Origin of the sequence: Ruminococcus sp. RTP21358st1_G6_RTP21358_211008, assembly GCF_040908885.1 — a bacterium.
Lineage (GTDB): Bacteria > Bacillota > Clostridia > Lachnospirales > Lachnospiraceae > Blautia_A > Blautia_A faecis.
In genome coordinates, this window is sequence record NZ_JBDGDM010000062.1 from 1 (window position 1) to 21,822 (window position 21,822).

The 21,822-nt window shown below is 41.6% G+C and carries 25 protein-coding genes and 1 pseudogene; 17 read left to right on the forward strand and 9 right to left on the reverse strand.

Annotation, left to right across the window (positions count from 1 at the left end):
- Positions 1 to 203 precede the first annotated feature (203 nt).
- The 3 genes from AB5Z12_RS18315 to AB5Z12_RS18325 all read left to right on the forward strand — a co-directional run bounded on the left by AB5Z12_RS18315 (position 204) and on the right by AB5Z12_RS18325 (position 2,772).
- On the forward strand, positions 204 to 641 hold the full coding sequence (locus AB5Z12_RS18315; RefSeq protein WP_330382748.1) for a MarR family winged helix-turn-helix transcriptional regulator: 438 nt from the start codon (positions 204 to 206) through the stop codon (positions 639 to 641).
- Positions 642 to 989: 348 nt separating this feature from the next.
- Positions 990 to 2,027 (forward strand): ABC transporter substrate-binding protein, encoded by a 1,038-nt coding sequence (locus tag AB5Z12_RS18320; protein ID WP_148462176.1) that lies wholly within the window; start codon positions 990 to 992, stop codon positions 2,025 to 2,027.
- The gene (locus AB5Z12_RS18325) at positions 2,002 to 2,772 is read left to right on the forward strand and encodes an ABC transporter permease (RefSeq protein WP_148462177.1); all 771 of its coding nucleotides are present in this window, start codon (positions 2,002 to 2,004) and stop codon (positions 2,770 to 2,772) included. Before AB5Z12_RS18320 ends, AB5Z12_RS18325 begins: the two co-directional genes overlap by 26 nt.
- Before the next feature lie 97 nt (positions 2,773 to 2,869).
- Here the strand turns inward: AB5Z12_RS18325 and nth are convergent, their stop codons facing one another.
- From nth to AB5Z12_RS18340, 3 genes are all read right to left on the reverse strand, one after another.
- Entirely contained in the window at positions 2,870 to 3,508 is a 639-nt protein-coding gene (gene nth, locus AB5Z12_RS18330) for an endonuclease III (protein WP_187566123.1), read from the reverse strand.
- A gap of 249 nt (positions 3,509 to 3,757) precedes the next feature.
- Positions 3,758 to 6,016: a glycogen/starch/alpha-glucan phosphorylase gene (locus AB5Z12_RS18335; RefSeq protein ID WP_347160954.1), complete on the reverse strand. Its 2,259-nt coding sequence runs from the start codon at positions 6,014 to 6,016 to the stop codon at positions 3,758 to 3,760.
- A gap of 141 nt (positions 6,017 to 6,157) precedes the next feature.
- A complete protein-coding gene (locus AB5Z12_RS18340) occupies positions 6,158 to 7,054 on the reverse strand; it encodes an AraC family transcriptional regulator (protein ID WP_226836606.1) in 897 nt (298 codons plus the stop codon).
- Between the two features lie 578 nt (positions 7,055 to 7,632).
- Here AB5Z12_RS18340 and AB5Z12_RS18345 point away from each other — a divergent pair.
- From AB5Z12_RS18345 to AB5Z12_RS18395, 11 genes are all read left to right on the forward strand, one after another.
- The gene (locus AB5Z12_RS18345; RefSeq protein WP_306467726.1) at positions 7,633 to 8,412 is read left to right on the forward strand and encodes an HD domain-containing protein; all 780 of its coding nucleotides are present in this window, start codon (positions 7,633 to 7,635) and stop codon (positions 8,410 to 8,412) included.
- Entirely contained in the window at positions 8,406 to 8,972 is a 567-nt protein-coding gene (locus tag AB5Z12_RS18350) for a M48 family metallopeptidase (RefSeq protein WP_226814855.1), read from the forward strand. The genes AB5Z12_RS18345 and AB5Z12_RS18350 overlap by 7 nt, the downstream gene beginning before the upstream one ends.
- The gene (locus AB5Z12_RS18355; protein ID WP_237963717.1) at positions 8,972 to 9,970 is read left to right on the forward strand and encodes a glycoside hydrolase family 5 protein; all 999 of its coding nucleotides are present in this window, start codon (positions 8,972 to 8,974) and stop codon (positions 9,968 to 9,970) included. The genes AB5Z12_RS18350 and AB5Z12_RS18355 overlap by 1 nt, the downstream gene beginning before the upstream one ends.
- 93 nt (positions 9,971 to 10,063) lie before the next feature.
- The gene (locus AB5Z12_RS18360; RefSeq protein ID WP_237963719.1) at positions 10,064 to 11,290 is read left to right on the forward strand and encodes an endonuclease Q family protein; all 1,227 of its coding nucleotides are present in this window, start codon (positions 10,064 to 10,066) and stop codon (positions 11,288 to 11,290) included.
- Positions 11,291 to 11,345: 55 nt separating this feature from the next.
- The gene (locus AB5Z12_RS18365; protein ID WP_118578803.1) at positions 11,346 to 11,807 is read left to right on the forward strand and encodes a metallophosphoesterase; all 462 of its coding nucleotides are present in this window, start codon (positions 11,346 to 11,348) and stop codon (positions 11,805 to 11,807) included.
- Positions 11,808 to 11,976: 169 nt separating this feature from the next.
- Positions 11,977 to 12,453 carry a hypothetical protein gene (locus tag AB5Z12_RS18370; protein ID WP_118578805.1) on the forward strand — a complete coding sequence of 159 codons (477 nt, stop codon included), beginning with the start codon at positions 11,977 to 11,979 and terminating at the stop codon, positions 12,451 to 12,453.
- Entirely contained in the window at positions 12,450 to 12,812 is a 363-nt protein-coding gene (locus AB5Z12_RS18375) for a CidA/LrgA family protein (protein WP_118578807.1), read from the forward strand. Before AB5Z12_RS18370 ends, AB5Z12_RS18375 begins: the two co-directional genes overlap by 4 nt.
- Positions 12,809 to 13,501 (forward strand): LrgB family protein, encoded by a 693-nt coding sequence (locus AB5Z12_RS18380; protein WP_148462180.1) that lies wholly within the window; start codon positions 12,809 to 12,811, stop codon positions 13,499 to 13,501. Before AB5Z12_RS18375 ends, AB5Z12_RS18380 begins: the two co-directional genes overlap by 4 nt.
- A 284-nt stretch (positions 13,502 to 13,785) precedes the next feature.
- Entirely contained in the window at positions 13,786 to 14,043 is a 258-nt protein-coding gene (locus AB5Z12_RS18385) for a hypothetical protein (RefSeq protein WP_148462181.1), read from the forward strand.
- 10 nt (positions 14,044 to 14,053) lie between these two features.
- Positions 14,054 to 15,043, forward strand: coding sequence for a YafY family protein (locus AB5Z12_RS18390; RefSeq protein WP_173734981.1), 990 nt, complete (start codon positions 14,054 to 14,056; stop codon positions 15,041 to 15,043).
- Positions 15,033 to 16,028, forward strand: coding sequence for a biotin--[acetyl-CoA-carboxylase] ligase (locus tag AB5Z12_RS18395; RefSeq protein ID WP_237963721.1), 996 nt, complete (start codon positions 15,033 to 15,035; stop codon positions 16,026 to 16,028). The genes AB5Z12_RS18390 and AB5Z12_RS18395 overlap by 11 nt, the downstream gene beginning before the upstream one ends.
- Positions 16,029 to 16,096: 68 nt before the next feature.
- Here AB5Z12_RS18395 and AB5Z12_RS18400 read toward each other — a convergent pair whose 3' ends face one another.
- From AB5Z12_RS18400 to AB5Z12_RS18415, 4 genes are all read right to left on the reverse strand, one after another.
- The gene (locus AB5Z12_RS18400) at positions 16,097 to 16,864 is read right to left on the reverse strand and encodes a hypothetical protein (RefSeq protein WP_226836615.1); all 768 of its coding nucleotides are present in this window, start codon (positions 16,862 to 16,864) and stop codon (positions 16,097 to 16,099) included.
- Position 16,865: 1 nt separating this feature from the next.
- Entirely contained in the window at positions 16,866 to 17,360 is a 495-nt protein-coding gene (locus AB5Z12_RS18405) for a hypothetical protein (protein WP_226836616.1), read from the reverse strand.
- Positions 17,361 to 17,873 carry an RNA polymerase sigma factor gene (locus tag AB5Z12_RS18410; protein ID WP_368368730.1) on the reverse strand — a complete coding sequence of 171 codons (513 nt, stop codon included), beginning with the start codon at positions 17,871 to 17,873 and terminating at the stop codon, positions 17,361 to 17,363.
- Positions 17,874 to 18,063: 190 nt separating this feature from the next.
- The gene (locus AB5Z12_RS18415) at positions 18,064 to 18,213 is read right to left on the reverse strand and encodes a DUF6783 domain-containing protein (protein ID WP_368368728.1); all 150 of its coding nucleotides are present in this window, start codon (positions 18,211 to 18,213) and stop codon (positions 18,064 to 18,066) included.
- A 54-nt stretch (positions 18,214 to 18,267) separates the two neighbouring features.
- On the opposite strand from AB5Z12_RS18415, the pseudogene AB5Z12_RS18420 reads away from it, so the two are divergent.
- A pseudogene (locus tag AB5Z12_RS18420) lies at positions 18,268 to 19,395 on the forward strand (alanyl-tRNA editing protein); the annotation flags it as partial.
- Here AB5Z12_RS18420 and AB5Z12_RS18425 read toward each other — a convergent pair.
- Complete coding sequence (locus AB5Z12_RS18425; RefSeq protein ID WP_319017798.1) at positions 19,302 to 19,607, reverse strand: DUF6783 domain-containing protein; 306 nt, start codon at positions 19,605 to 19,607, stop codon at positions 19,302 to 19,304. The pseudogene AB5Z12_RS18420 and the gene AB5Z12_RS18425 overlap by 94 nt on opposite strands.
- Between AB5Z12_RS18425 and AB5Z12_RS18430 the strand changes: the two genes are divergently transcribed.
- Complete coding sequence (locus tag AB5Z12_RS18430; protein WP_319017799.1) at positions 19,548 to 19,718, forward strand: DUF6783 domain-containing protein; 171 nt, start codon at positions 19,548 to 19,550, stop codon at positions 19,716 to 19,718. The genes AB5Z12_RS18425 and AB5Z12_RS18430 overlap by 60 nt on opposite strands.
- 18 nt (positions 19,719 to 19,736) lie before the next feature.
- Positions 19,737 to 20,612 carry an amidohydrolase family protein gene (locus tag AB5Z12_RS18435; RefSeq protein ID WP_148462186.1) on the forward strand — a complete coding sequence of 292 codons (876 nt, stop codon included), beginning with the start codon at positions 19,737 to 19,739 and terminating at the stop codon, positions 20,610 to 20,612.
- Here AB5Z12_RS18435 and AB5Z12_RS18440 read toward each other — a convergent pair.
- A partial coding sequence (locus tag AB5Z12_RS18440) for a hypothetical protein (RefSeq protein ID WP_368368729.1) occupies positions 20,593 to 21,822 on the reverse strand: 1,230 nt, incomplete at its 5' end. The two genes, AB5Z12_RS18435 and AB5Z12_RS18440, sit on opposite strands and share 20 nt — an antisense overlap.

Sequence of the window (21,822 nt, forward strand, 5' to 3'; positions counted from 1 at the left end):
TGGAAGAGTTGAAAAACAGAATAGAAGAATTCCTGGAAACCTATCAGTTGCTTGATCCGGAAAAATTACTGAATAAGCGCTATAAGCGTTTTCGAAATTTGTAAAATTGTAGAAAAACATATCAAATTGTGATATACTTACCGTAAATATTTGCTTGAATGTTTTATAGAAAATAATGTTGTCACATTATAGGAGAGAAAAGAGTGGAGAACAGGGAAGTTATTAATGATGTACTGGTACATCTGTTTAACGAGATTATGGAGCTGGAAGAGCAGGCAATCATTACGGAAGAATATAAGGATATCACCAATAATGATATGCATATTATTGAAGCTGTAGGCCTTGGTGGGAACAAAATGTCCGACATTGCGGCCAAACTGAATATCACCGTAGGTTCCCTGACTACTTCCATGAACAGCCTTGTAAAAAAGGGATACGCCACAAGGGAGCGAAGTGAGCAGGATCGCCGTGTGGTATTTATCCATCTCACCCTGAAAGGAAGAAAGGCATATCATCACCATGCGGAATTTCACCGCAAAATGACAGATGCAGTGCTTGATGTACTGGACGAGAAGGAAGCGCTTGTCCTTGCCAAGGCCCTGGACAGTCTGACCCTTTTCTTCAGGCAGTATAAAGCATGATATGGGTAGAACCGGATTATTTTGACTGTGACGAAACTGAATTTCTCTTTTTCCTGAATTCCATGTTTTGATCTGGATAATGATTATGACGCATATAGTTTGACTATAAATCCAAGAGACAAATATCTGACTGCTGTAGCAGTATAGTTTCTATTACGGTTACTGTTCACTCCGTTCACAGTAACACGCTTCGCGATGCACAGAAATCATGCTTTGCATGATTTCGCGCCGCAACTCTCGGGTTTTCTGTGAACTTTGTTCACAAAAAACACCTCGCGGAATGTTACCAGTGAACAGTAACCTATTACGAACTGATGGGATCAGGTAAAGATCCGGAAAGGACATTCTATGAAGAGAAGAGCATTATCATGGTTTATGGCAGCTGCACTTGGTGTTGGAACAATGGCTGGAGGTATTGGAAGCGCAAATATTGTATTGGCAGAAGAACAGAAGGAAGAAACGGAAGCGGCAGATGAGACATCAGAAGAGCCGGCTGATGAGACGGATTCAGACAGTTCTGTAATGAAAATTGGGGCACTGAAGGGTCCTACTGCAATGGGAATGGCACAGCTTCTGGACGATGAGAATTACGAGTTTTCCCTTGCTGCATCTCCAGATGAAATTGTTCCAATGATCGTTCAGGGACAGGTAGATGTAGCAGCTGTTCCATCCAATTTAGCCTCCGTTTTATATCAGAAAACAGATAAAAACGTCAGCGTTCTGGCAGTAAATACTCTTGGTGTTCTTTATCTGGTGGAGAATGGTGATTCCATCCAGTCTGTAGATGATTTAAAGGGAAAAACGATCTATGCCAGTGGTAAAGGTGCGACTCCGGAGTATGCGTTAAACTCTGTTCTGAAGTCTAATGGACTGGATCCGGAGAAGGATGTGACCATTGAGTACAAGTCTGAGCATGCAGAGGTTGTAGCAGCGCTTGCAGAAGACCAGACAGCAGTTGGACTTCTTCCACAGCCTTTTGTAACCACTGCACTTATGAAGAATGAGAACCTTCGTGTGGCCCTTGACCTGAATGAGCTTTGGGAGTCTTCTGCAACAGATGGAAGCAGGCTGGTAACAGGTGTTGTAATTGCCAGAAATGATTATCTGAAAGAGCATGAAGCAGATATTGATGCGTTTATGGATGCATATAAGGACTCTGTAGAATTTGTAAATTCTGATACAGAAGCAGCTGCCCAGATCATTGGAAACCATGATATTATTCCGGCAGAAGTTGCAGCAAAAGCCATTCCGGAATGCAGTATTGTATTCATGGAGGGCGACGAAATGCAGACCATTCTTTCCGGCTATCTGAACACACTAAATGAGCAGAATCCGGAAACAATCGGAGGTCAGTTACCAGATGAGGACTTCTATTATAAACGCTGATAAGGCAAAAAAATATCGGATATTTTATAAAATTGTGGCAGCTGCTGTATGGATTATGGTATGGCAGCTGACCAGTATGTGGCTGAAACAGGAGATCCTTCTGGCATCTCCTGTTTCTGTTATAAAGAGACTTACCGAATTGATTGTAATGGGAGATTTCTGGAAATCTGTGGTGTTCAGTTTCGTAAGGATTATACTGGGATTTTCTCTGGCTTTGATCCTGGGAACGGTTCTGGCGGCGCTTTCTTCTGCTTTTTTTGCTGTGGAAGTGCTGATGGAGCCATTGATCATGGTGATAAAAGCTACGCCAGTTGCTTCTTTTATCATTCTGTGCCTGATTTGGATCCCATCCAGAAACTTATCCGTTTTTATTTCGTTTCTCATGGTTTTTCCAGTGGTATATACAAATATTCTGGAAGGAATCAGGCAGACGGACAAACAGCTTCTGGAGATGGCAGATTCCTTTGGAGCGGGAGTGGGAAAAAAATTACAATTTATCTATCTTTCCCAGGTTATGCCATATGCAGTTACTGCCTGTAAACTGGGACTTGGTCTCTGTTGGAAAGCGGGAATTGCGGCTGAAGTAATCGGCATTCCTGCTGGTTCCATCGGTGAAAAATTATACAAAGCCAAGGTGTATCTGGAGACACCAGACCTGTTTGCATGGACAATTGTCATTATTGCAGTGAGTGTGGGATTTGAGAAGATTTTTATGTTTGCGTTGAGAAGAAGTGTGGGAGAATAACCGTAAAAGGAAGCATTTTCGAGAAAATATCCGGGCGAAAATGCTTCCTTTTTATAGGGAGCTTTAAAACCTGCATATCCTGCAGAAAGCCTTTGCTTTAGTCTACTCCGTTTTTTGCGCAGATATCAGCGAGACAGCATCTGTCACAATAAGGCCTGGTTCTGGCAGTACAGACTTCCCGTCCGTGGTTTACCAGGCGGTGACAGAAGTCATTTCCCTCTTCCGGCGGAATGATTTTCCACAGTGCCATTTCAACTTTCTTAGGATCCTTGATTCCATCCACAAGGCCAATCCGGTTGGTGAGACGAATGCAGTGTGTATCAGTGACAATAGCTGGTTTACCGAATACATCGCCCATGATCAGATTGGCACTTTTGCGTCCTACACCGGGGAGGGCGAGAAGAGCGTCAAAGTCACATGGAACATTGTCATGGTATTTTTCATGCAGGATTTTCATGCATGCGCTGATGTCTCTGGCTTTACTTTTTCCCAGTCCGCAAGGCTTTACAATCGCTTCAATTTCTTCAGGGGTAGCTGCTGCAAGTGCGGCTACGTCCGGATATCTGGCATACAGATCCTGCACTACAACATTGACTCTGGCATCTGTACACTGTGCTGCCAGCCGTACGCTAACCAACAGTTTCCAGGCTTCGTCGTAATCAAGAGTGCAATCTGCCAGGGGGTATTCTTTCTTTAATCGATCTATTACTTCAAGAGCGAGTTCTTCCTTTGTCATTTTGTAAAATCCTTTCATGAATGATGTATTCATTGTAATTGGAAATCTTCGATTTTGCAAGTTTATGCTGCGCTATTTTGTATGAACTTAGGAAAAAGTTACTGGTCACGGAGTGACCAGTAATGGGAAAAAAATCACTGTTGACTCTGCAGACAGTAACAGAAAAAGAGTAATACTTCAGAGTGAAAATGTGAATATTGTTAAAAAAAATCCCGCGACAGCTATATATACTGCCGCGGGATGCACTTTTTAGTTTAAATGCCAGATATCTTTATTATACTGTGCAATGGTTCTGTCAGAAGAGAAGAATCCTGCCTCACCGATATTTGCAAGCATTTTCTTTGCCCAGCTGTTACGGTCTTCATAATCTGCAAATACCTGATCTTTAACTTTAATATAATCTTTGAGATCCAGCAAAGTCATAAACCAGTCTTTATTCAAAAGTTCGTTATAGAAGTTTCTCAGATGTTCCTCTTTACCAAGCTTCAGCATCGGCTCGCTGACAATAAAATCTACATACTTTTTAATATCAGCATCTCCCTCATAAATTGCTCTGGAATTGTAATCCATCTTCTCATAATGCTTGATAATTTCATCACTGGACTCACCAAAGATATAAATATTATCCTTGCCAACCAGATCACTGATCTCCACATTTGCTCCGTCCATAGTACCAAGAGTAATAGCACCATTCAGCATAAACTTCATGTTTCCAGTACCGCTTGCCTCCTTGGAAGCCAGGGAAATCTGCTCGGAAATATCGCAAGCAGGGATCAGTTTTTCAGCAGCACTTACATTGTAGTTTTCCACCATAACAAGCTTCATATAAGGTGCTACGTCTGGGTCATTCTGAATCAGGGTTTCCAGAGTCAGAAGCAGATGAATGATATCCTTTGCAATGTAATAAGCAGGAGCTGCTTTTGCACCAAAGATGAAAGTAATCGGTCGTTCCGGTTTCTTTCCGTCTTTGATTTCCAGATATTTATAAATAATATAAAGAGCATTTAACTGCTGACGTTTATACTCATGAAGTCTCTTGATCTGGATATCAAAAACACTGTTTTCATCGATCTCGATACCAGTATTTTCCAGAACAAAATCCTTGCAGATTTTCTTTGCATTTGTCTTGATCTCAAGCAGCTGATCCAGAACCTTCTGATCATCCTTGTAAGCAAGAAGCTTCTTCAGTTCATCGGCATCTTTTTTATAACCCTCTCCAATAAGTGAAGAAATAAACTTGGTCAGTGGCTGGTTGCAATACATTAACCAGCGGCGGAAAGTAATACCATTGGTCTTATTATTGAATTTTTCAGGATAAATTTCATAAAACTGATGCAGCTCGGAGTTCTTCAGAATCTCTGTATGAAGGGCTGCAACACCATTGATTGAGAAGCCATAATGAATGTCCATATGTGCCATATGAACCAGATTATTGCTGTCAATAATAGCAAGATTTTCAGCCGGATATTTGGCTTTTACCTTTTCATCCAGCTTGCGGATAATCGGAACCAGCTGTGGAACAATGTCTTCCAGATAATGGATTGGCCATTTTTCAAGCGCCTCAGCCAGAATTGTATGATTGGTATATGCACATACATTGGAAACGATTTCAGCAGCTTCATCAAAGTCAATTCCACGCTCACCAAGAAGGCGGATGAACTCAGGAATGATCATACTTGGGTGAGTGTCATTGATCTGAACAACAGCATAATCAGCCAGATCATGAAGGTTGCTTCCCTTGGAAACTGCCTCATCCAGAATCAGCTGAGCGGCATTGCTGACCATGAAATACTGCTGGTAAACACGAAGCTTACGTCCATCTTCATCACTGTCATCCGGATACAGGAACAGTGTCAGATTGTGGAGAATATCCTTTTTGTTAAAGGTAATTCCATCATGAACCATGGACTCATCTGCCAGATCAATGTCAAAAAGATTAAGGTGGATCGCTTTGTTTTCATAGCCTGCAACATCAATACTATACATGGTAGATTTCAGGGAAAAACCTCTGAAAGGAACCATATAAGTTACATTTGTAGCAGTCAGCCAGGAATCAGGAGTGATCCATGGATTCGGTACTTCATGCTGAAGATTGTCTTCAAAAACCTGTTTGAAAAGTCCAAGATGGTAATTCAGACCAATACCTTCTCCAGGAAGTCCAAGTGTTGCAATAGAATCCAGGAAACATGCAGCCAGACGTCCAAGACCACCATTTCCAAGAGATGGTTCCGGCTCAACGGATTCAATTTCTGCAAGAGATTTGCCATTTTTTTTCAGAAATTCTGCAACCTCATCGTAGATTCCAAGATTGATCAGATTGTTGGAAAGAAGCTTACCAATGAGAAATTCGGCAGAAATATAGTAAATTTTTTTCTTGCCATCGTGATAGCCTTTTGCAGCTAACTGCTCTTTTGTATAGGTGAGAAGTGCTTCGTATACTTCCTGGTCGGTACATGCTGCGCAGTCTTTGTGGAACATGTTCTGGATCATAGTTTCTAAAGCTTTCATAATTATTTTCTCCTTTCGAGAGCGTGTGAATGATGCTCGTCTGAAATCCACCGGTATGCCTGATGCCGTGGACATCACCTTTGTTCGATGGTGTTATATTAGCATATGCATCTCTTAGAAAAATACAACAAAACTGTTCTGTTATGACATTTTTTTGCGGAATTTGTGAGGGGACAGCTGATTGGCTTCCTGAAATTTTTTTATAAAATAACTGGTATTGTTAAAACCTACATCTAGAGCAATGTCCGTCACAGATGCATCTGTATGCAAAAGCAGGGACTTTGCCTTTTCAAGTCTGTAGTCATTCAGGTAGGCTGCTGCTGTTTTTCCGGTATACTGTTTGAACAGCTTCATAAAATAGAATTCACTGTAATTGGAAAGACCGGACAGTTCCTTTACAGACAGAGGCTCACGGTAATGGGCACTGATATAGTCCAGGACCTTTTTTACAGATAAAAGATTCCTGTTCTGTTCGGCATCTGTAGTAATGATGTAATTTCCTGCCAGCATTTCATAAAAAAGCCCATAGAAAAGTCCTTTCAGCTTCATATAATAGAAGGGCGGTTTTTCCTTGTGGCATTTATGGATCTCGCAGAAAAGATGGAAAATATTATTATAATTTTCATTGGCAGGAGTGATCAGATGGGTGAATTCTGCCCGGTTCTCCATAAGCAGGGAGATTACTTTTTCCTGACAGAGATCCCCTGCAGGACCCGCCAGAAAGCTAAGGTCAAACACCACGCTTCTGTAATATAAAATATGTCTGGAATCTGACTTGATTCCATGCAGAACACCGCTGTTGACAATGAGAAGATCTCCCTCTTTCAGACGCAGTGTTTCCCGGTTAAGCCTTGCAAGCCCGTTTCCCTTGTCAATACAGATGATCTCCATTTCTTTATGCCAGTGGTTGTATAAGGAGCGGAAAATCTCACAATTATCTGTATAAGTTTCTACTGGCAGCTCAAAAGAACCATGGGTTTCAAGCTCCTTCATGGTTTCGTCTACGTTTGGTGAAATATCAGGTATTTTATCTGCCATGGCATCCTCCCTGAAAATGAGTATTATCCACAAGCTTCACGAAGCATGCAGAATTGTGTTATCTATGAACTTTGTTCACAAAAACGCCTCGCGGAACGTTACCAGTGAACCGTAACGAAATGTAAACAATAGCGAAATTTGTTTGCTTATAATTAATATGATATGAGTGTCAAAAGGTCTTTTGACACTCATTTGATACCCGGATTGCTACGCAGCTATGCTGCTCCCGCAATCCTCCAAATATTCGAAATCCGCTGATTTACTGCGTAAATCGCTACTTTCTCATATTTGGCGTGTCCCAAGTTCAAAAGCCTTATCGTGCAAGCACGAACAGCTTTTGACCTTTTGGCACTGGTATCATTAATATATGTTATCATTGTCTTGTATTATACGTTATGCGTCAAACCTTCGCAAGTCTGTAGAAATTTTCGAAAATCTGACGCTTTTATTGGAAAAGAAAACCAGGTGGTTTATAATAAGGATTAAAAGAGCTGCTGTTCAGTATCTGCACATTGACAAAAGCGGTTACTTAATATTCGCTCTGGATGTGCAAAAGATACAGCGGAAAGGAAGGCATTTTGAAGATAGATTTTAAACATGCAAGAGGCGTTTTCGAGGATTATTTAAATGGATATGACAGAGAAGATGAAAAGATAAAATTAAAAATCATTCACACATATGGGGTGGTAAAAAGTGCTCGTGAAATTGGTCACAGAATGCATTTGAATGAGGAAGACCAACAGCTTGCGGAGCTTATTGCCCTGCTTCACGATATTGGAAGATTCCAACAGCTTCGTCTTTATAACAGCTTTTCACCGGACACTATGGATCACGCTGCATTCGGTGTACAACTGTTATTTGAGGGAGAAAATCCGATGATCAGCAGATTCATAGAAGACCGAAGCTATGATGAGCTCATTCGCGTGGCAATTGCCAGACACAGTGATTTCAGGCTGGAAGGAATTCAGGACGAAAGAACTCTTTTCCACGCAAAAATGATCCGCGATGCAGACAAGCTGGACAATTGCAGAGTGAAGCTGGTGGATTCTGTGGAGGCTATGATCGGTGTCCCTCAGGAGCATGCCGGAGAAGGCAAAATATCTCCAAAGGTATGGGAATCCTGCCTGAGAAAAGAGGCAGTTTCATCTCCTGACCGGATTACATCCGTAGATTACTGGGTATCCTATGCAGCGCAGTATTATGACCTGAATTTTAAGGAAACATGGCGGATCATGAAAGAAAAGGATTACATTTCCAGGATTATAAAGCGGTTGGAATATAAGGAGAAAGACACCAGGGAAAAGATGGAAATACTGGAGCAGCAAATGAACGCTTACATGGAGAAAATCCTATGCTGAGCTCTCAGATTTCCTACCAGATCATCCGCAGCAGCCGCAAAACTATGAGCCTGGAAATTAAGGCTGATGGCAGTGTTGTTGTACGCGCGCCTCTCCGTCTTTCCGAAGCAAAAATTCAGAAATTTGTGGAAGAAAAACAAGAATGGATCCTGAAAAATCTGGAAAAAATCCAGAAAAGAGATGCACAGAAGGAGAACGTACAAAAGCTGTCTGCCCTGGAAAGACAGCATCTGCAGAATAAAGCCTGCGTGGTAATTCCAAGGCGAGTGGCATATTATGCAGAAAAGTTAGGGGTAAGCTATGGGAAAATTACCCTGCGTCAACAGAAAACAAGATGGGGAAGCTGTGCCGCAAATGGAAATCTGAATTTTAACTGGCTGTTAATTCTGGCACCTCCTGAGGTGCTGGATTATGTGGTGGTCCATGAGCTTTGTCACCGTAGGGAAATGAACCATTCCCAGGCATTCTGGAAAGAAGTTGAGAAGATCCTTCCAGATTACCGGGAAAGACAAAAGTGGCTAAAAGACAACGGCTGGAGATTAATGGAGGAGGGTTTTTAATGAGAAAAAAAGGAAAAAAATGGTTCGGTTTGCTTATTGCAATCGTATTTTTATGTGCATTCTGTGTACCGGTAGCGGCTGCGTCCAAGCTTCCCAGATTACAGGTAAAAAGCACACAGCTTGTAAACAGCAGTGGGAAAAAAGTACAGCTTAGAGGTATCAGCACCCATGGTCTGTCCTGGTATCCAGAGTATGTAAATCAAAGTGCATTTACTTTTATGAAGAAAAACTGGAAGGTAAATGCAGTGCGTCTTGCCATGTATACTGCTGAATATAACGGCTATTGTACCGGGGATGCATCCAATCGGCGTAAGCTGGAAGCGTGTATTGATAACGGTGTAAAATACGCCACAAATGCAGGTATGTATGTGATTATTGACTGGCATATTTTAAGTGATGGAAACCCTCAGCAAAATCAGAAAGAAGCTTTGAAGTTTTTCAAAAAAATGGCAAAAAAATACAAAAATAATACCAATGTGATCTACGAAATCTGTAATGAGCCAAATGGAGGAACATCCTGGAGTACAATAAAAAAATACGCTGAAAAGATTATAAAAGGTATCCGCACCTATGACAAAAAAGCTGTGATTTTGGTAGGAACGCCCAACTGGTCACAGGATGTAGATCAGGCTGCGCTTTCCCCGGTTAGTAAGAAATACAGGAAAAACGTAATGTACACCCTGCACTTTTACGCAGCAACACATAAGGAATGGCTGAGAGATAAAGCACAGGCTGCCCTTGATAAAGGACTGCCGTTATTTGTATCCGAGTTTAGTATCTGTGATGCTTCTGGAAATGGTGGACTTGATAAAGCTGAAGCAAAAAAGTGGCTGACTTTCCTGGATAAAAACAATATCAGCTATATGGCATGGAGCCTGTCAAATAAGGCAGAAAGCTCTGCATTTATAAAATCCGGCTGCAGTAATACAGGAAAATGGTCCTCAAAGAATCTGACAGCAGCAGGAAAATGGATTACAAACTGGTATAAAAAGAAATAAAAAGAACACATTGGAAAGTGTTTTTTTCTATAGTTTTGAGAATTTTGAGCAGTTGCAAATCAAAATATAAATGACGGAAATGGAGTTAATTAAGTGGAAATAATCGCAGATCTTCACATTCATTCCAGATATTCCATGGCAACAAGCAAGCTTGGAACCCCGGAATATCTGGATCTGTGGGCAAGAAAAAAAGGAATTTCTTTAGTGGGAACCGGTGATTTTACCCATCCTGCCTGGCGGGAGGAACTGAAAGAAAAGCTGGTTCCGGCAGAAAGTGGACTGTATCGGTTAAGAGATGAATATGTGCTGGAAGAGGCGAAAATGCTTCCTGGGGGAGCTCCCCGTTTCGTAATTACAGGGGAGATCAGTTCTATCTATAAGAAGAATGGAAAGTGCCGCAAGGTGCATAATGTACTTCTTTTATCCGGCCTTGAAGAAGCAGATAAAATAGCTGGGAGACTGGAAAAGATTGGAAATATTCACTCAGACGGAAGGCCAATACTGGGACTTGATTGTCACGATCTTCTGGAAATTTTACTGGAAAACTGTGCCGATGGAATGCTGGTTCCGGCACATATCTGGACTCCCCACTTCGGGCTTTTTGGTGCCGCATCAGGGTTTGATACCATGGAAGAATGTTTTGAAGATCTTACTTCATATGTTCATGCTGTGGAAACGGGATTATCTTCAGATCCACCTATGAACTGGCGTTTATCTGCACTTGATGGACTTCAGCTGATCTCAAACTCAGATGCACATTCTCCATCAAAGCTTGGAAGAGAGGCTAACTTACTGGACATTGAATTGTCCTATCAGGGACTTTATGGTGCTGTCCAATATGGAAAAGGTTTTCTTGGAACACTGGAATTTTTCCCGGAAGAGGGAAAATATCACTATGATGGACACAGAAAATGTCACATCTGTCTGAGTCCGGAAGAAGCAGAAAAGTATCATGGAATATGTCCTATATGTGGGAAAAAACTGACTATGGGAGTGAATCACAGAATTATGGATCTGGCTGATAGAGAAAATGGGTTTGTGAGAAAAAATGCCAGACCTTTTGAGAGCATTGTACCTCTTCCTGAGGTGATTTCTGCCTGTGTTGGAAAGGCTGTAACCACCAAAACAGTCACTGGTGAATATGAAAAGATGCTTCAGAAACTGGGAAATGAATTTGATATTTTAAGGGAAATTCCCATTGCGGATATTGAGAAAGAAAGTAGTCACATGATTGCTTCAGGCATTCGGAAACTTAGAAACAGAGAAGTAATCTGTAAACCTGGATTTGACGGCGAGTATGGGAAAATCTGTCTGTTTTGAGGAAAAGGCTGTTTTTTGAAAAAATATAGATGAATGTGGTATAAGGAACGGTGAAATGATAGAAAATAAGAGAATTAAAATTGGAATTATTTCAGATACACATGGTCTTTTACGGACAGAAGTTCTGGACATATTACAGTCCTGTGACTGCATTTTTCATGCTGGAGATGTGGACAGACCGGAGCTTCTGGATACTATAAGATCATTGGGCGCTTTATATGTAGTGCGAGGAAACAATGATGGATACTGGGCACAGAATCTGCGAAGAAGCTTGAACTTTACAGTGGGAAATGTGAAATTCTTTATGGTTCATGACAGGAAAGATGTTGCCTGGGAGTTAGGGGATACCCAGGTGGTGATTTTTGGACACAGTCATCAGTATTTTGCAAAAGAAATTGACGGAAGGCTGTGGCTGAACCCTGGAAGCTGCGGCAGAAGCCGCTTTGGTGGAGACGTGACCATGGCAGTTATGACCGTGGAAAACGGCAGCTGGCAGGTGGAAAAAATCGTGCTCTGAACAGTCGCAATGTGGAAAAAAGGAATATCCAGAACACAGTTTTACAATTATGTTGTAGAAAAATTGGGAAAAACAGGGGAGAGAATTGTCGAAAGATGACATTGCAATTTTAACAAGATAATGTATAATAGGGCAGAAGAAAAAGCCATGAAAGAAATGAGGATTTGCAGTGGAGAAAAAAGAAATCGATGTAAAATTCATTGTAGGAATTGTCATTCTTCTGGTGATCTTTGGCGTAGTAGGCGGCTCGTTCTGGAATCTGGTTGCCAGACAGGCACAGAAAGACAAACAGGAGGAAGCACGTCTGGAAAATGAAGCTATAAGAGCTATTTATGTGGAAGCCGGAGATATACTGAAGGAAATGGTATTCGTAGATATGGATAAAAAAACTGTTTTCAAGGCAGCGATTCCCAAGGAAGGAATTTATAACAAAAATGATAAATTAATTGCCGGGGATACCTTGGAAAATGGAGATATGGTGAAAATCTACGGTGACAGAAATATGACAAGATCTATCCCTGCACAGTATCCAGGGATTACAAAGATGAAGCGAAATGGCAGGGCTTCTCTTGAGGAGCTTCAGCCTTATCTGGAAATTGCAAATGAACTTCTTTGTGGAGACAGCGAGGAGGAAGACAAAAAGTGAAGTATCTGAGGCAATTTTGTATTATTTTGCTGGTTTCAGCGTTGGGTGAGGGATTACATATCCTTTTGCCTCTTCCGGTGCCGGCCAGTGTATATGGTCTTGTGCTGATGCTTGGAGCACTTGCAAGCGGAATTCTGAAACTTGAGCAGGTGGAAGAAGCAGCAGATTTTCTGGTTGAAATTATGCCGGTTATGTTCGTTCCTGCAGGTGTGGGACTTTTGGAAGCGTGGGGTGATCTGCAGCCAATCTGGCTTCCTGTTGTGCTCATAACAATTCTGACAACCGTCATTGTAATGGTAGTTACTGGACGCAGTACTCAGTTTGTGATCAGAAAGGACAGGGGGAAAGATAAGAAATGATAAATTTTATAGAAAATTCCCTGTTTTTCGGGGCGGCATTAAGTCTGGCTGGATATGAGGTCGGTCTTTTACTGAAGAAAAAGTTTAAAATGGCGCTGTTTAATCCTCTTTTGATTGCAATTCTATGTGTAATGGGAATGCTTCAGCTTATGCAGGTGGATTATAAGACCTACAATGCAGGCGGTCAGTATATCAGTTATCTGCTTACTCCTGCTACAGTATGTCTTGCGGTACCGCTTTACAGACAGCTTACTCTGCTTCGTAAGAATCTGAAAGCTGTCGTTATAGGAATTGTTTCCGGTGTACTTGCAAGTATGGTCAGTGTCTTGATTTTTGCAAAGCTGTTTGGACTTTCCCATTCGGAGTATGTTACTCTGCTTCCGAAATCCATTACTACAGCCATTGGAATGGGTGTATCGGAAGAACTTGGCGGACTTGTTACGATCACGGTTGCAGTTATTATTATCACTGGTGTGCTGGGAAATGTGATTGCGGAGGCAGTTCTTAAAGTGGCAAAAATTGAGGAGCCTATCGCGAAAGGTCTGGCACTTGGAACTTCAGCCCATGCCATAGGTACATCTAAGGCAATGGAACTGGGTCCTGTAGAAGGTGCTATGAGCAGCCTGGCAATTGCCGTTGCCGGACTTCTTACTGTTATTGCCGCTTCTGTGTTCGCTGGATTTATGTAAAAACATGTTTGTGGATTAACTACTATGAAAGTATAGCGAATAAATAAGCCTGTAGACATGTTCATTTAGATTTTGTAAAAAGTAAAACGTCTGATTCTGTTTGAAACAGGGTCAGACGTTTTTTTATCACTTAAAAACGAACAGATATTCGGAAATTACTGATTCATACCGTTTTATAGGACTGATATTGTGGTAGACTAGTCTCATAAAGAAAATATGTTCGGAAAATACGTTCGGTATTTGATGGCGGATGATATTGGAGTTTGGGAAACGGAGGAGATATTATGTGGAAATCAGGCAGAAATATTAACAGCAGAAGAGCTGCCCTTGCAGAGGGATATATGGAGGATACACAGGAGAGCCGCGGCAGGAAATTTTCCGGGAGCACAGCCATGATACTGGGACTTTTTATTACGTTGGAGCTCATGATCGGGGGAGCTATGATCTTTAATTATGATTTTCATGGTGCAGATCTTATTGCTCTGCTCTTTGCTTTTATGGTATTATATTCTGGAGTCGTAGCAGTATTGACAGATAAATAGGAGTAAGGATATGCCAAAATCTTTCCAGCAGAAACTGAAAATTTTATATCTTATGCGAGTCTTTTCTGAGAAAACAGATGAGGCACATCCCATGAGTGTGAAAGATCTGATTTCCTATCTGGAGAGTCTGGGAATTCATGCAGAGCGGAAGACGATATATGACGATATAGAGACTTTGCGTGTGTTCGGAATGGATATTATGAATCGAAGAGAGAGACCGTCAGGTTTTTATCTTGCAAGCCGTGAGTTTGAGACTGCAGAGCTGAAGCTTCTTGTAGATGCTGTTCAGTTTTCCAGATTTCTTACTGTTGGGAAATCGCGGCAGTTGATCCAGAAACTGGAGCACCTTACCAGTATTTATCAGGCCAAAGACCTGCAGCGGCAGGCAATCGTACTGGATCAGGTGAAGAATACAAACGAGAGCATTTATTATAATGTAGATGAGATACACAGAGCAATTTCACAGAACAGACAGATCAGCTTCCAGTATACAGAATGGACAGTGTCCAAGGAGAAACATTTGAAGAAAGGTGGAGCTCGCTATCAGATCAGTCCATGGCAGATGATATGGCAGGATGGTAATTATTATCTGATAGGAGTTGATGAGAAGAGTGGCATTGTGAAGCATTACCGCGTAGACAAAATGTTGAAGATCCTTACAGAGAATGAAGCAAGAAATGGTGCCGAACTCTTCCGGAAATTTGACAGTGCCAGATTTGCTGCCGGTACTTTTGGAATGTTTGGAGGCCGTGAAGAGAAAGTTAATCTGGAATTTGAAAACCATCTTGTTGGTGTAATGATTGATCGATTTGGGCAGGATATTATGATCATGTCCAAGGACAATGAGCACTCCGTCACCAGGGTACAGGTGAATGTAAGTACACAGTTTTATGGCTGGCTTGCTGCCCTTGGAAATAGCGTGAGAGTGATTTCACCGGAGAATGTGCGAAAAGAATACCGGGATTTTTTAAGAAAAGCCCTGGAGAATTATGAAGGATAAAAGCATGACGGTTAAATCCAGACTTTTGGAGTTATTAGAACAGCATAAAGGTGAAACTTTATCTGGCGAGGATATTGGCAGGGAGCTTTCCTGTACACGAGCCGCAGTTTGGAAAGCTGTGAACAGTCTGCGCCAGGAAGGATACCCCATTGAGGCCGGACCGAATAAGGGATATATGCTTGCAAGAGAGAGTAATCTGATTTCAGCAGAGGGAATCAGACTTTTTCTGAAGGATCCACAGGTTGAGATAAAAATATTTGATGCAATCAGCTCTACTAATCTGGAGGCCAGGCAGCTGGCTGTGAGCGGAATAGCTGGACACGGCTCTTTTGTTGTTGCCATGGAGCAGACAGCAGGAAGAGGACGAAGAGGCAGGGAGTTTTATTCTCCTAAAGGCAGTGGGATTTATCTCAGTGTTATTCTGGAACCGAAGGGGACACTGGAGGGCAGTCTTCTGATCACTACTGCAGCAGCTACTGCAGTGTATAAGGCTGTGAAAGAAGTATGCGGTGTAAAACTTGGAATTAAATGGGTAAATGACCTGTACAAGGATAACCGTAAGGTTTGTGGTATTCTTACAGAGGCGGTCACAGATTTTGAAAGTGGAAATATAGAATTTGCAATTGTAGGAATTGGGCTGAACTTGTACGTTGAGCAGGAACAATTCCCAAAAGAGCTTCAGGAAATTGCCGGAGGAATCTACGAAGATGAACAATCCTCCAGAACTGCGGACAGGAACCGCCTTGCAGCGCAGATTGTGAACTATCTTCTGGAAGAAACCCGGGAATTGAAATTGTCAGAAGAATACGTGGAACATAATATTGTTTCAGGAAATGAAATTACAATTACAGATAATAAAAGCAGCAGAAGTGCCAGAGCATTAGCGATTTGTCCAGATGGGAAATTGCTGGTTCAGGAGACTGATGGCACTCAGAGTAAGCTGGCTTTTGGAGAAATCTCAATAAAAATACCGCCGATAAAATAGATTTATCGGCGGTAAAGTTATCAGAAATACTATGCAGCAGATACTTGACTTTCATTGGAAACGCTACTCTATTTTGCAGAATCATTGTCTGGCTCAGCAGTAATGAATGGTTGAACTGAAGTAGTATCCGAAATTTTGATATCGGTATTCTTTATTACATTATCCGCATTCTGATCTGGCTGTGTTGTTGAAGACACTGTTGAGGCAGGTGCTGATTTTGTATTCATTTGTGGAGCGCTGTTATCAACAGGCTGTTGATAAGGACGATATGGCTGCCAATAATGTTCTGACACATCTTTTTTACAATCAGCTTTTTCATCAGGAGAGATGCTTTTGATTTTTCCTGTAAGAAGCTGATAACCGGCAACGATGATCAGAATTCCAATGATAACAGAAGGAATCTGGTACATGATATCCTGTATAATAATAGCCAGAGAATTTGGTAAAATCCAGAAGAGCAGATCACGGAAACCATTCCAGAAAACAGCAACTCCGAAAACAATCAGGAGAATTGCCGCAATTTTAATATGTTTTTGCGAGAGCCTGATATTATTCTGAAATATACGGTCAAGATGCAGAATATAGTTATCCTCTATCGCGTAAAATTCTTCTTCCGGCAGTTCTTTCAAGTTATGAACATGGAAGAAACTGTAGAACCATAATACAGGAAGAAAGATAACCAGAGAGGAGATATTAAGCCCTCCGGCAATTGCGATAATAGCCCAGAATAGAGTCATAATGCTGATTCCCTGCTTAAAGAATCCCATATACATTTCTCCCGCACCAGGAATCAGGGAAGAGATAAAAAGCAGGAATCCCTTTTTTTGTTTTTGCATGTTAGTTACCTCCGTTTGTTATTGTATTTGAAATAGAATTAATGTAGTTGACAACTTTCTGGGGAGCATCAGAGATTCCATCTGTAATTCCATTTGAAAAATTACGTAATGAAGTTCTAATTTCCTGGCGCGTTTCAGATGATTTGGCTGTGGACTGCGGAAGCTGAGGCGAGACGAAGTCCATTTGCCCAAGGCTGAACAACATAACCAGTGCAAGTACGACTCCGACTACAGTGCGGAGCCCCTCATAGAAAAACCGCATTTTATAGGTAGCATCCGCTGCTGTTTTCTGTATCTGAATATCAGGAGCTGTAACACGTTCCATAATTGTTTCTTTCAGATAGGCGGGAGCTGAGGATGCATGATCTGTATATTCGTCCGCAAGCTGGTTAAGACAGTAGTCGCAGTGCTTCATATGTTCCAGAAATGCAATGATTTCATCAGTGTTCATCTCTTCATTTTGAAAATTATTCAGGTCATTACTATTGATATGCATTTAATCGCTCCTTTCTGCCAACATTTTTTTCAACATGTTTTTTGGACGATATAGCTGTGTCTGAATGGTCTTAGGGTTTTTGCCTTCTTTTTGCGATATTTCTGTTACGGACATCTGTTTACAGAAATGAGCAATGGCAATTTCCTTGTAAGGACTTTTCAGGCCGCTGCATATCCGAAATACCTGCTGTTCCAAATCAGACTGCAGATACTGTTCCTCTGGGGAAGAATGATTCTCCAGATCAGGAAGCTGTGAGAAATAAATATCTTCCGTTGGAATTGAACGGCGTCCGGCAGCTTTTAGGAAATCAAGGCATTTGCGTACTGCAATTTTGCTAAGCCAGGCTTTTTCATAAAGCCCATCGAAGTGGGCGAGACTTTTGTAGGCAGACAGGAATACCTCTTGAGTGAGGTCTTCTGCATCGAAAGGATTACCTACTGATTTCAGACATATGGAATATATCAGATTCTGGTATTGGTCAATCAGATATTCCAGATATTCTTCCTGTGAAATGTTATCAGCCTCCTTCCTGTCCGTTCTCTAATTATAACGCGACTGCCTGATAAAGTTCTTCAAAAATAAATAAAAATTTTGTAATTATTCAGCTGGTACTATTTTGCAAGGTGTTTTTACTATAAAAGTCCCGGATGGAAACCATGAATGAGCCATGCTTGCATGAGAGAATTCATAGATATCGGATGGGCTAGAGCGTGTTTGAAAAAATCATTCCCGCAATCTGCACGCCCCACTTTGTGGGAGATTGCGGTATATTTGAACACGTCCTGAAATGACTAAATACAGAGAAAAAATAAAAATTGCGGGAAGAGCATAAATAGACTATAATCAGTTTCATGAATAAAAGATAAAAATAAATTCTGCTGTTTAATTTATGAAAGAAGGAGCATTTATGTACGATACAAAAAAGTTATATTATGAAGATGTATATAAAAAAGAATTTACCGCCAAGGTGTTGGAGTGTCGTGAGAGCAAGAAAGGCTATGAAATAATTTTAAACCAGACAGCTTTTTATCCAGAAGGAGGCGGACAGCCCAGTGACACCGGTATATTAGGCGGAATAAATGTTAAGGAAGTTCATGAGAAGGATGGAGAGTTAGTTCATTATACAGATGGGCCTTTGGAAGTTGGTATGGATGTAATAGGAAAAATTAACTGGGGCAGAAGATTTGACCTTATGCAGCAGCATTCCGGAGAGCATATTGTAAGTGGGCTGGTACATGAAGCATTTGGATATGACAATGTGGGATTCCACATGGGAAGCGATGTGATCACCATCGATTTCAGCGGAATGCTGGATGAAGAACAAATGGCCGAAATCGAAGCGAAAGCGAATCAGATTATCTGGGAAAATCAGGAAGTTGAGATTTTTTATCCTACAGAGCAGGAACTTAAAAATCTGGATTACAGAAGTAAGAAAGAGCTTTCCGGATGGGTTCGTATTGTGCGCTTCCCGGGAGCAGATACCTGCGCATGCTGTGGAACTCATGTGACGCGTACTGGAGAAATTGGAATGGTGAAGCTGCTTTCTGTAGTGAAATTCCGTGAGGGGGTTCGTATGGAAATGCTGTCAGGTAAGCGAGTGCTTGATTATCTGAACATGATAAATGAACAGAATCGTCAGATTTCCGTGAAGCTGTCTGCGAAAATGGACAAAACAGCGTCAGCGGTAGCAAGGATTCAGGATGAAAATTTTGCTCTGAAGGGAAGAGTACATGCGTTAGAAGAAGAATTTATCGTTGGCGAAGCTGCTAAATGGAAAGAAAAAGAGAATGTGCTTTTATTCCAGGAAGGAATGGAAGCAGGAAGCGTTCAGAAGCTTGCAGATGCAATTTTACAGGTTTGTAAGGGGCGTTGTGCAGTATTCTCCAGGAATGCAGATGGAAGCTATAAGTATGCTATGGGAGAAAAAGACGGAGACTTACGTCAGTTTACAAAAGAGATGAATGCAGTATTGAATGGCAGGGGAGGCGGTAAGCCTTTCTTTGTACAGGGGTCTGTGCAGGCTTCCGAGAAAGAAATTCGAGCCTTTTTCGAAAATAAATAGCAGTTGTTCAGTTCCTTCGCAAAAGCACCTTGCGGAATAGCACCCGCTGAATAGTTGCAATAAATAATAAAAGAGGATTGAAAAAAATCCGTATTAGAGCGTGTTTGAAAAAGCATTCCCACAATATGTACGCCCCACTTTGCGGTATATTTTGCCCGAATTCGGTTGTCATAGCCCGCTACGATGCCCTCCTCCGGACAAAATCTCCCACAAATTGTGACGCACATCTTGCAGAAGTCCTTTTTTCAAACACGCTCTGCGGAAGAAAGGAAAAGCTGAATTATTTTTCAAGATAATCAGTGTTATAGGAAGAAATGTTTGGAGAGTGTCATGCGCACCTGATCATGGATGGACTGAATTATAAAGATGCAATTTCTATTCATAAGGATCATGTAAACGATGAAGTGATACGGAAACATTTGAAAGCTTATGAAGAGCTGGGGATTGTCTTTGTAAGAGATGGTGGAGATGCATTAGGAGTATCGGAAAGAGCCAGGAAACTGGCACCAGAATATGGAATTGATTATCGTACTCCTATTTTTGCCATCCATAAAAATGGACACTATGGCTCTATCGTGGGAAAAGGTTTTGACACTATGAAAGAATACCATGTCCTTTTGAAAGAAGCGAAAAACAAAGGGGCAGATTTTATTAAAATTATGACCACAGGACTTCTGGATTTTAATAACCATGGACAGATTACCGGAACGCCTTTAGACAGGAAGGAAGTCTGCGAGATGGTACATATTGCCCATGAAGAAGGGATGGCGGTGATGAGCCATACCAATGGAATTTATGGTGTACAGGCAGCTGTGGAAGCTGGTGTGGATTCAGTAGAACATGGAAATTATATTGATCCGGAAACAATCAGAGAATTAGCTGACAGTGATAGTGTATGGGTTCCTACTCTTGTGACAATTCGAAATCTTCGTGGATGTGGAAGATATAAGGAATCAGTGCTTGATCCTATTATAGAACTGGCCGCAAAGAACCTTCGTCTGGCATACAAGTACCGAGCAAAGGTGGCTCTTGGAAGTGATGCAGGAGCTTATATGGTCTTACATGGGAAGGGCTTAATGGATGAATACCAGGCATTTATGGACATTCTGGGAGAATCCGGGGATGTGAGAGCCTGGCTGGCAGATGGAGAGAAAAGGATTCAGGACACCTTCAGGCGTCCTGAATCTTGATAGATGTATAAATGTTGGAATTTTTGGATTTTGTAGGATCAAAGGTAATGCAGATACCTGCGCCGGATTCCATATTACTGGTGGAGGTATCCTTTGCCCCTTCTGTAAAGCAGGTTATGGTTGCGCCATCGCCAGTTTGAAGTGTGACGGTATTTGCTGTATGGCCTATAATTGTACCGCTGACTGAGCTGGTAATTTCCCGGCTTCCAAGAGAATCCGGATCATCACCGGTGACTGCTGTAACAGTAACACCATCCAGTGAATTTCCCTGAAATTGTCCAGTGCAAGTTATGGTTACATAGGAGCCTGGTGCTGTTCCACCTTTAAAGTAAGAAGGAATCTGAGACAAGTCCACATTTATTGTGCTGTCAGAGCCAGAGGGAAGAACTGTGAGCGTATTCAGGGAAATATTCTGAATTTCTGCATGAATCTGCTGTTCTTTTGCTGAGTCATCGGCAGAAACTTGTGCAGGATCTGGTGTTGGTGTTGGATCTGGAAGTGTAAGCGGATCAATATCTGAAATGCTTAGTACTTTCAGATGACTGGCATTAAGAGAAGAACTTTGGGTATCCTGACTGGAAGCAAACTTGCCTTTAAAATGAATGTATACCCATACACCGGTGCGGATGCCATTCTGATAATATTGTTCAGTTCCAGTGATTGGATAGGTGGCTGTTTTGCCTTTTTTATTTTTTATGGTAATGGTATTTGGAGTCAGACTCTGTACTTCCCCATAGGCCTTTCGTACTTCCAGCTGATGCTTTTTGTGAAAGTCGTCTACTACTTTCAATGCTTTTACAGTGCTGGTATCTTTGTTAGAGAGCTGACCCTCATAAATGACACTGATTTCATCTCCAGTGATCATGCCATCTTCGCATTCCAAAGTTGCTTCAGAAAGATCAAAAACGTAAGTTTGTTCCTGACTTTCCATAGTCAGGGTGGCACCGGTGAAATCCTTAAGGGTTCCTTTGATTTCATCCATATAAACACGCTGTTTGGGCGTTTCTGAAGTGTTCTGTAAGGTGGTTTCACTCTGATCAGAAGTAGAAGTATAGCTGGTGATTATATCACCGGCAGTACATCCTGACAGAGAGAACAGTACCAAAGAGCCAAGTAATAGTTTTGTGAAATTTTTCATTGTTGCTTTGTATCCTCCGAATCCGGAAATGGTACAGGAAGAAAATCGAAAACCTCTCGGCATGCATTCCAT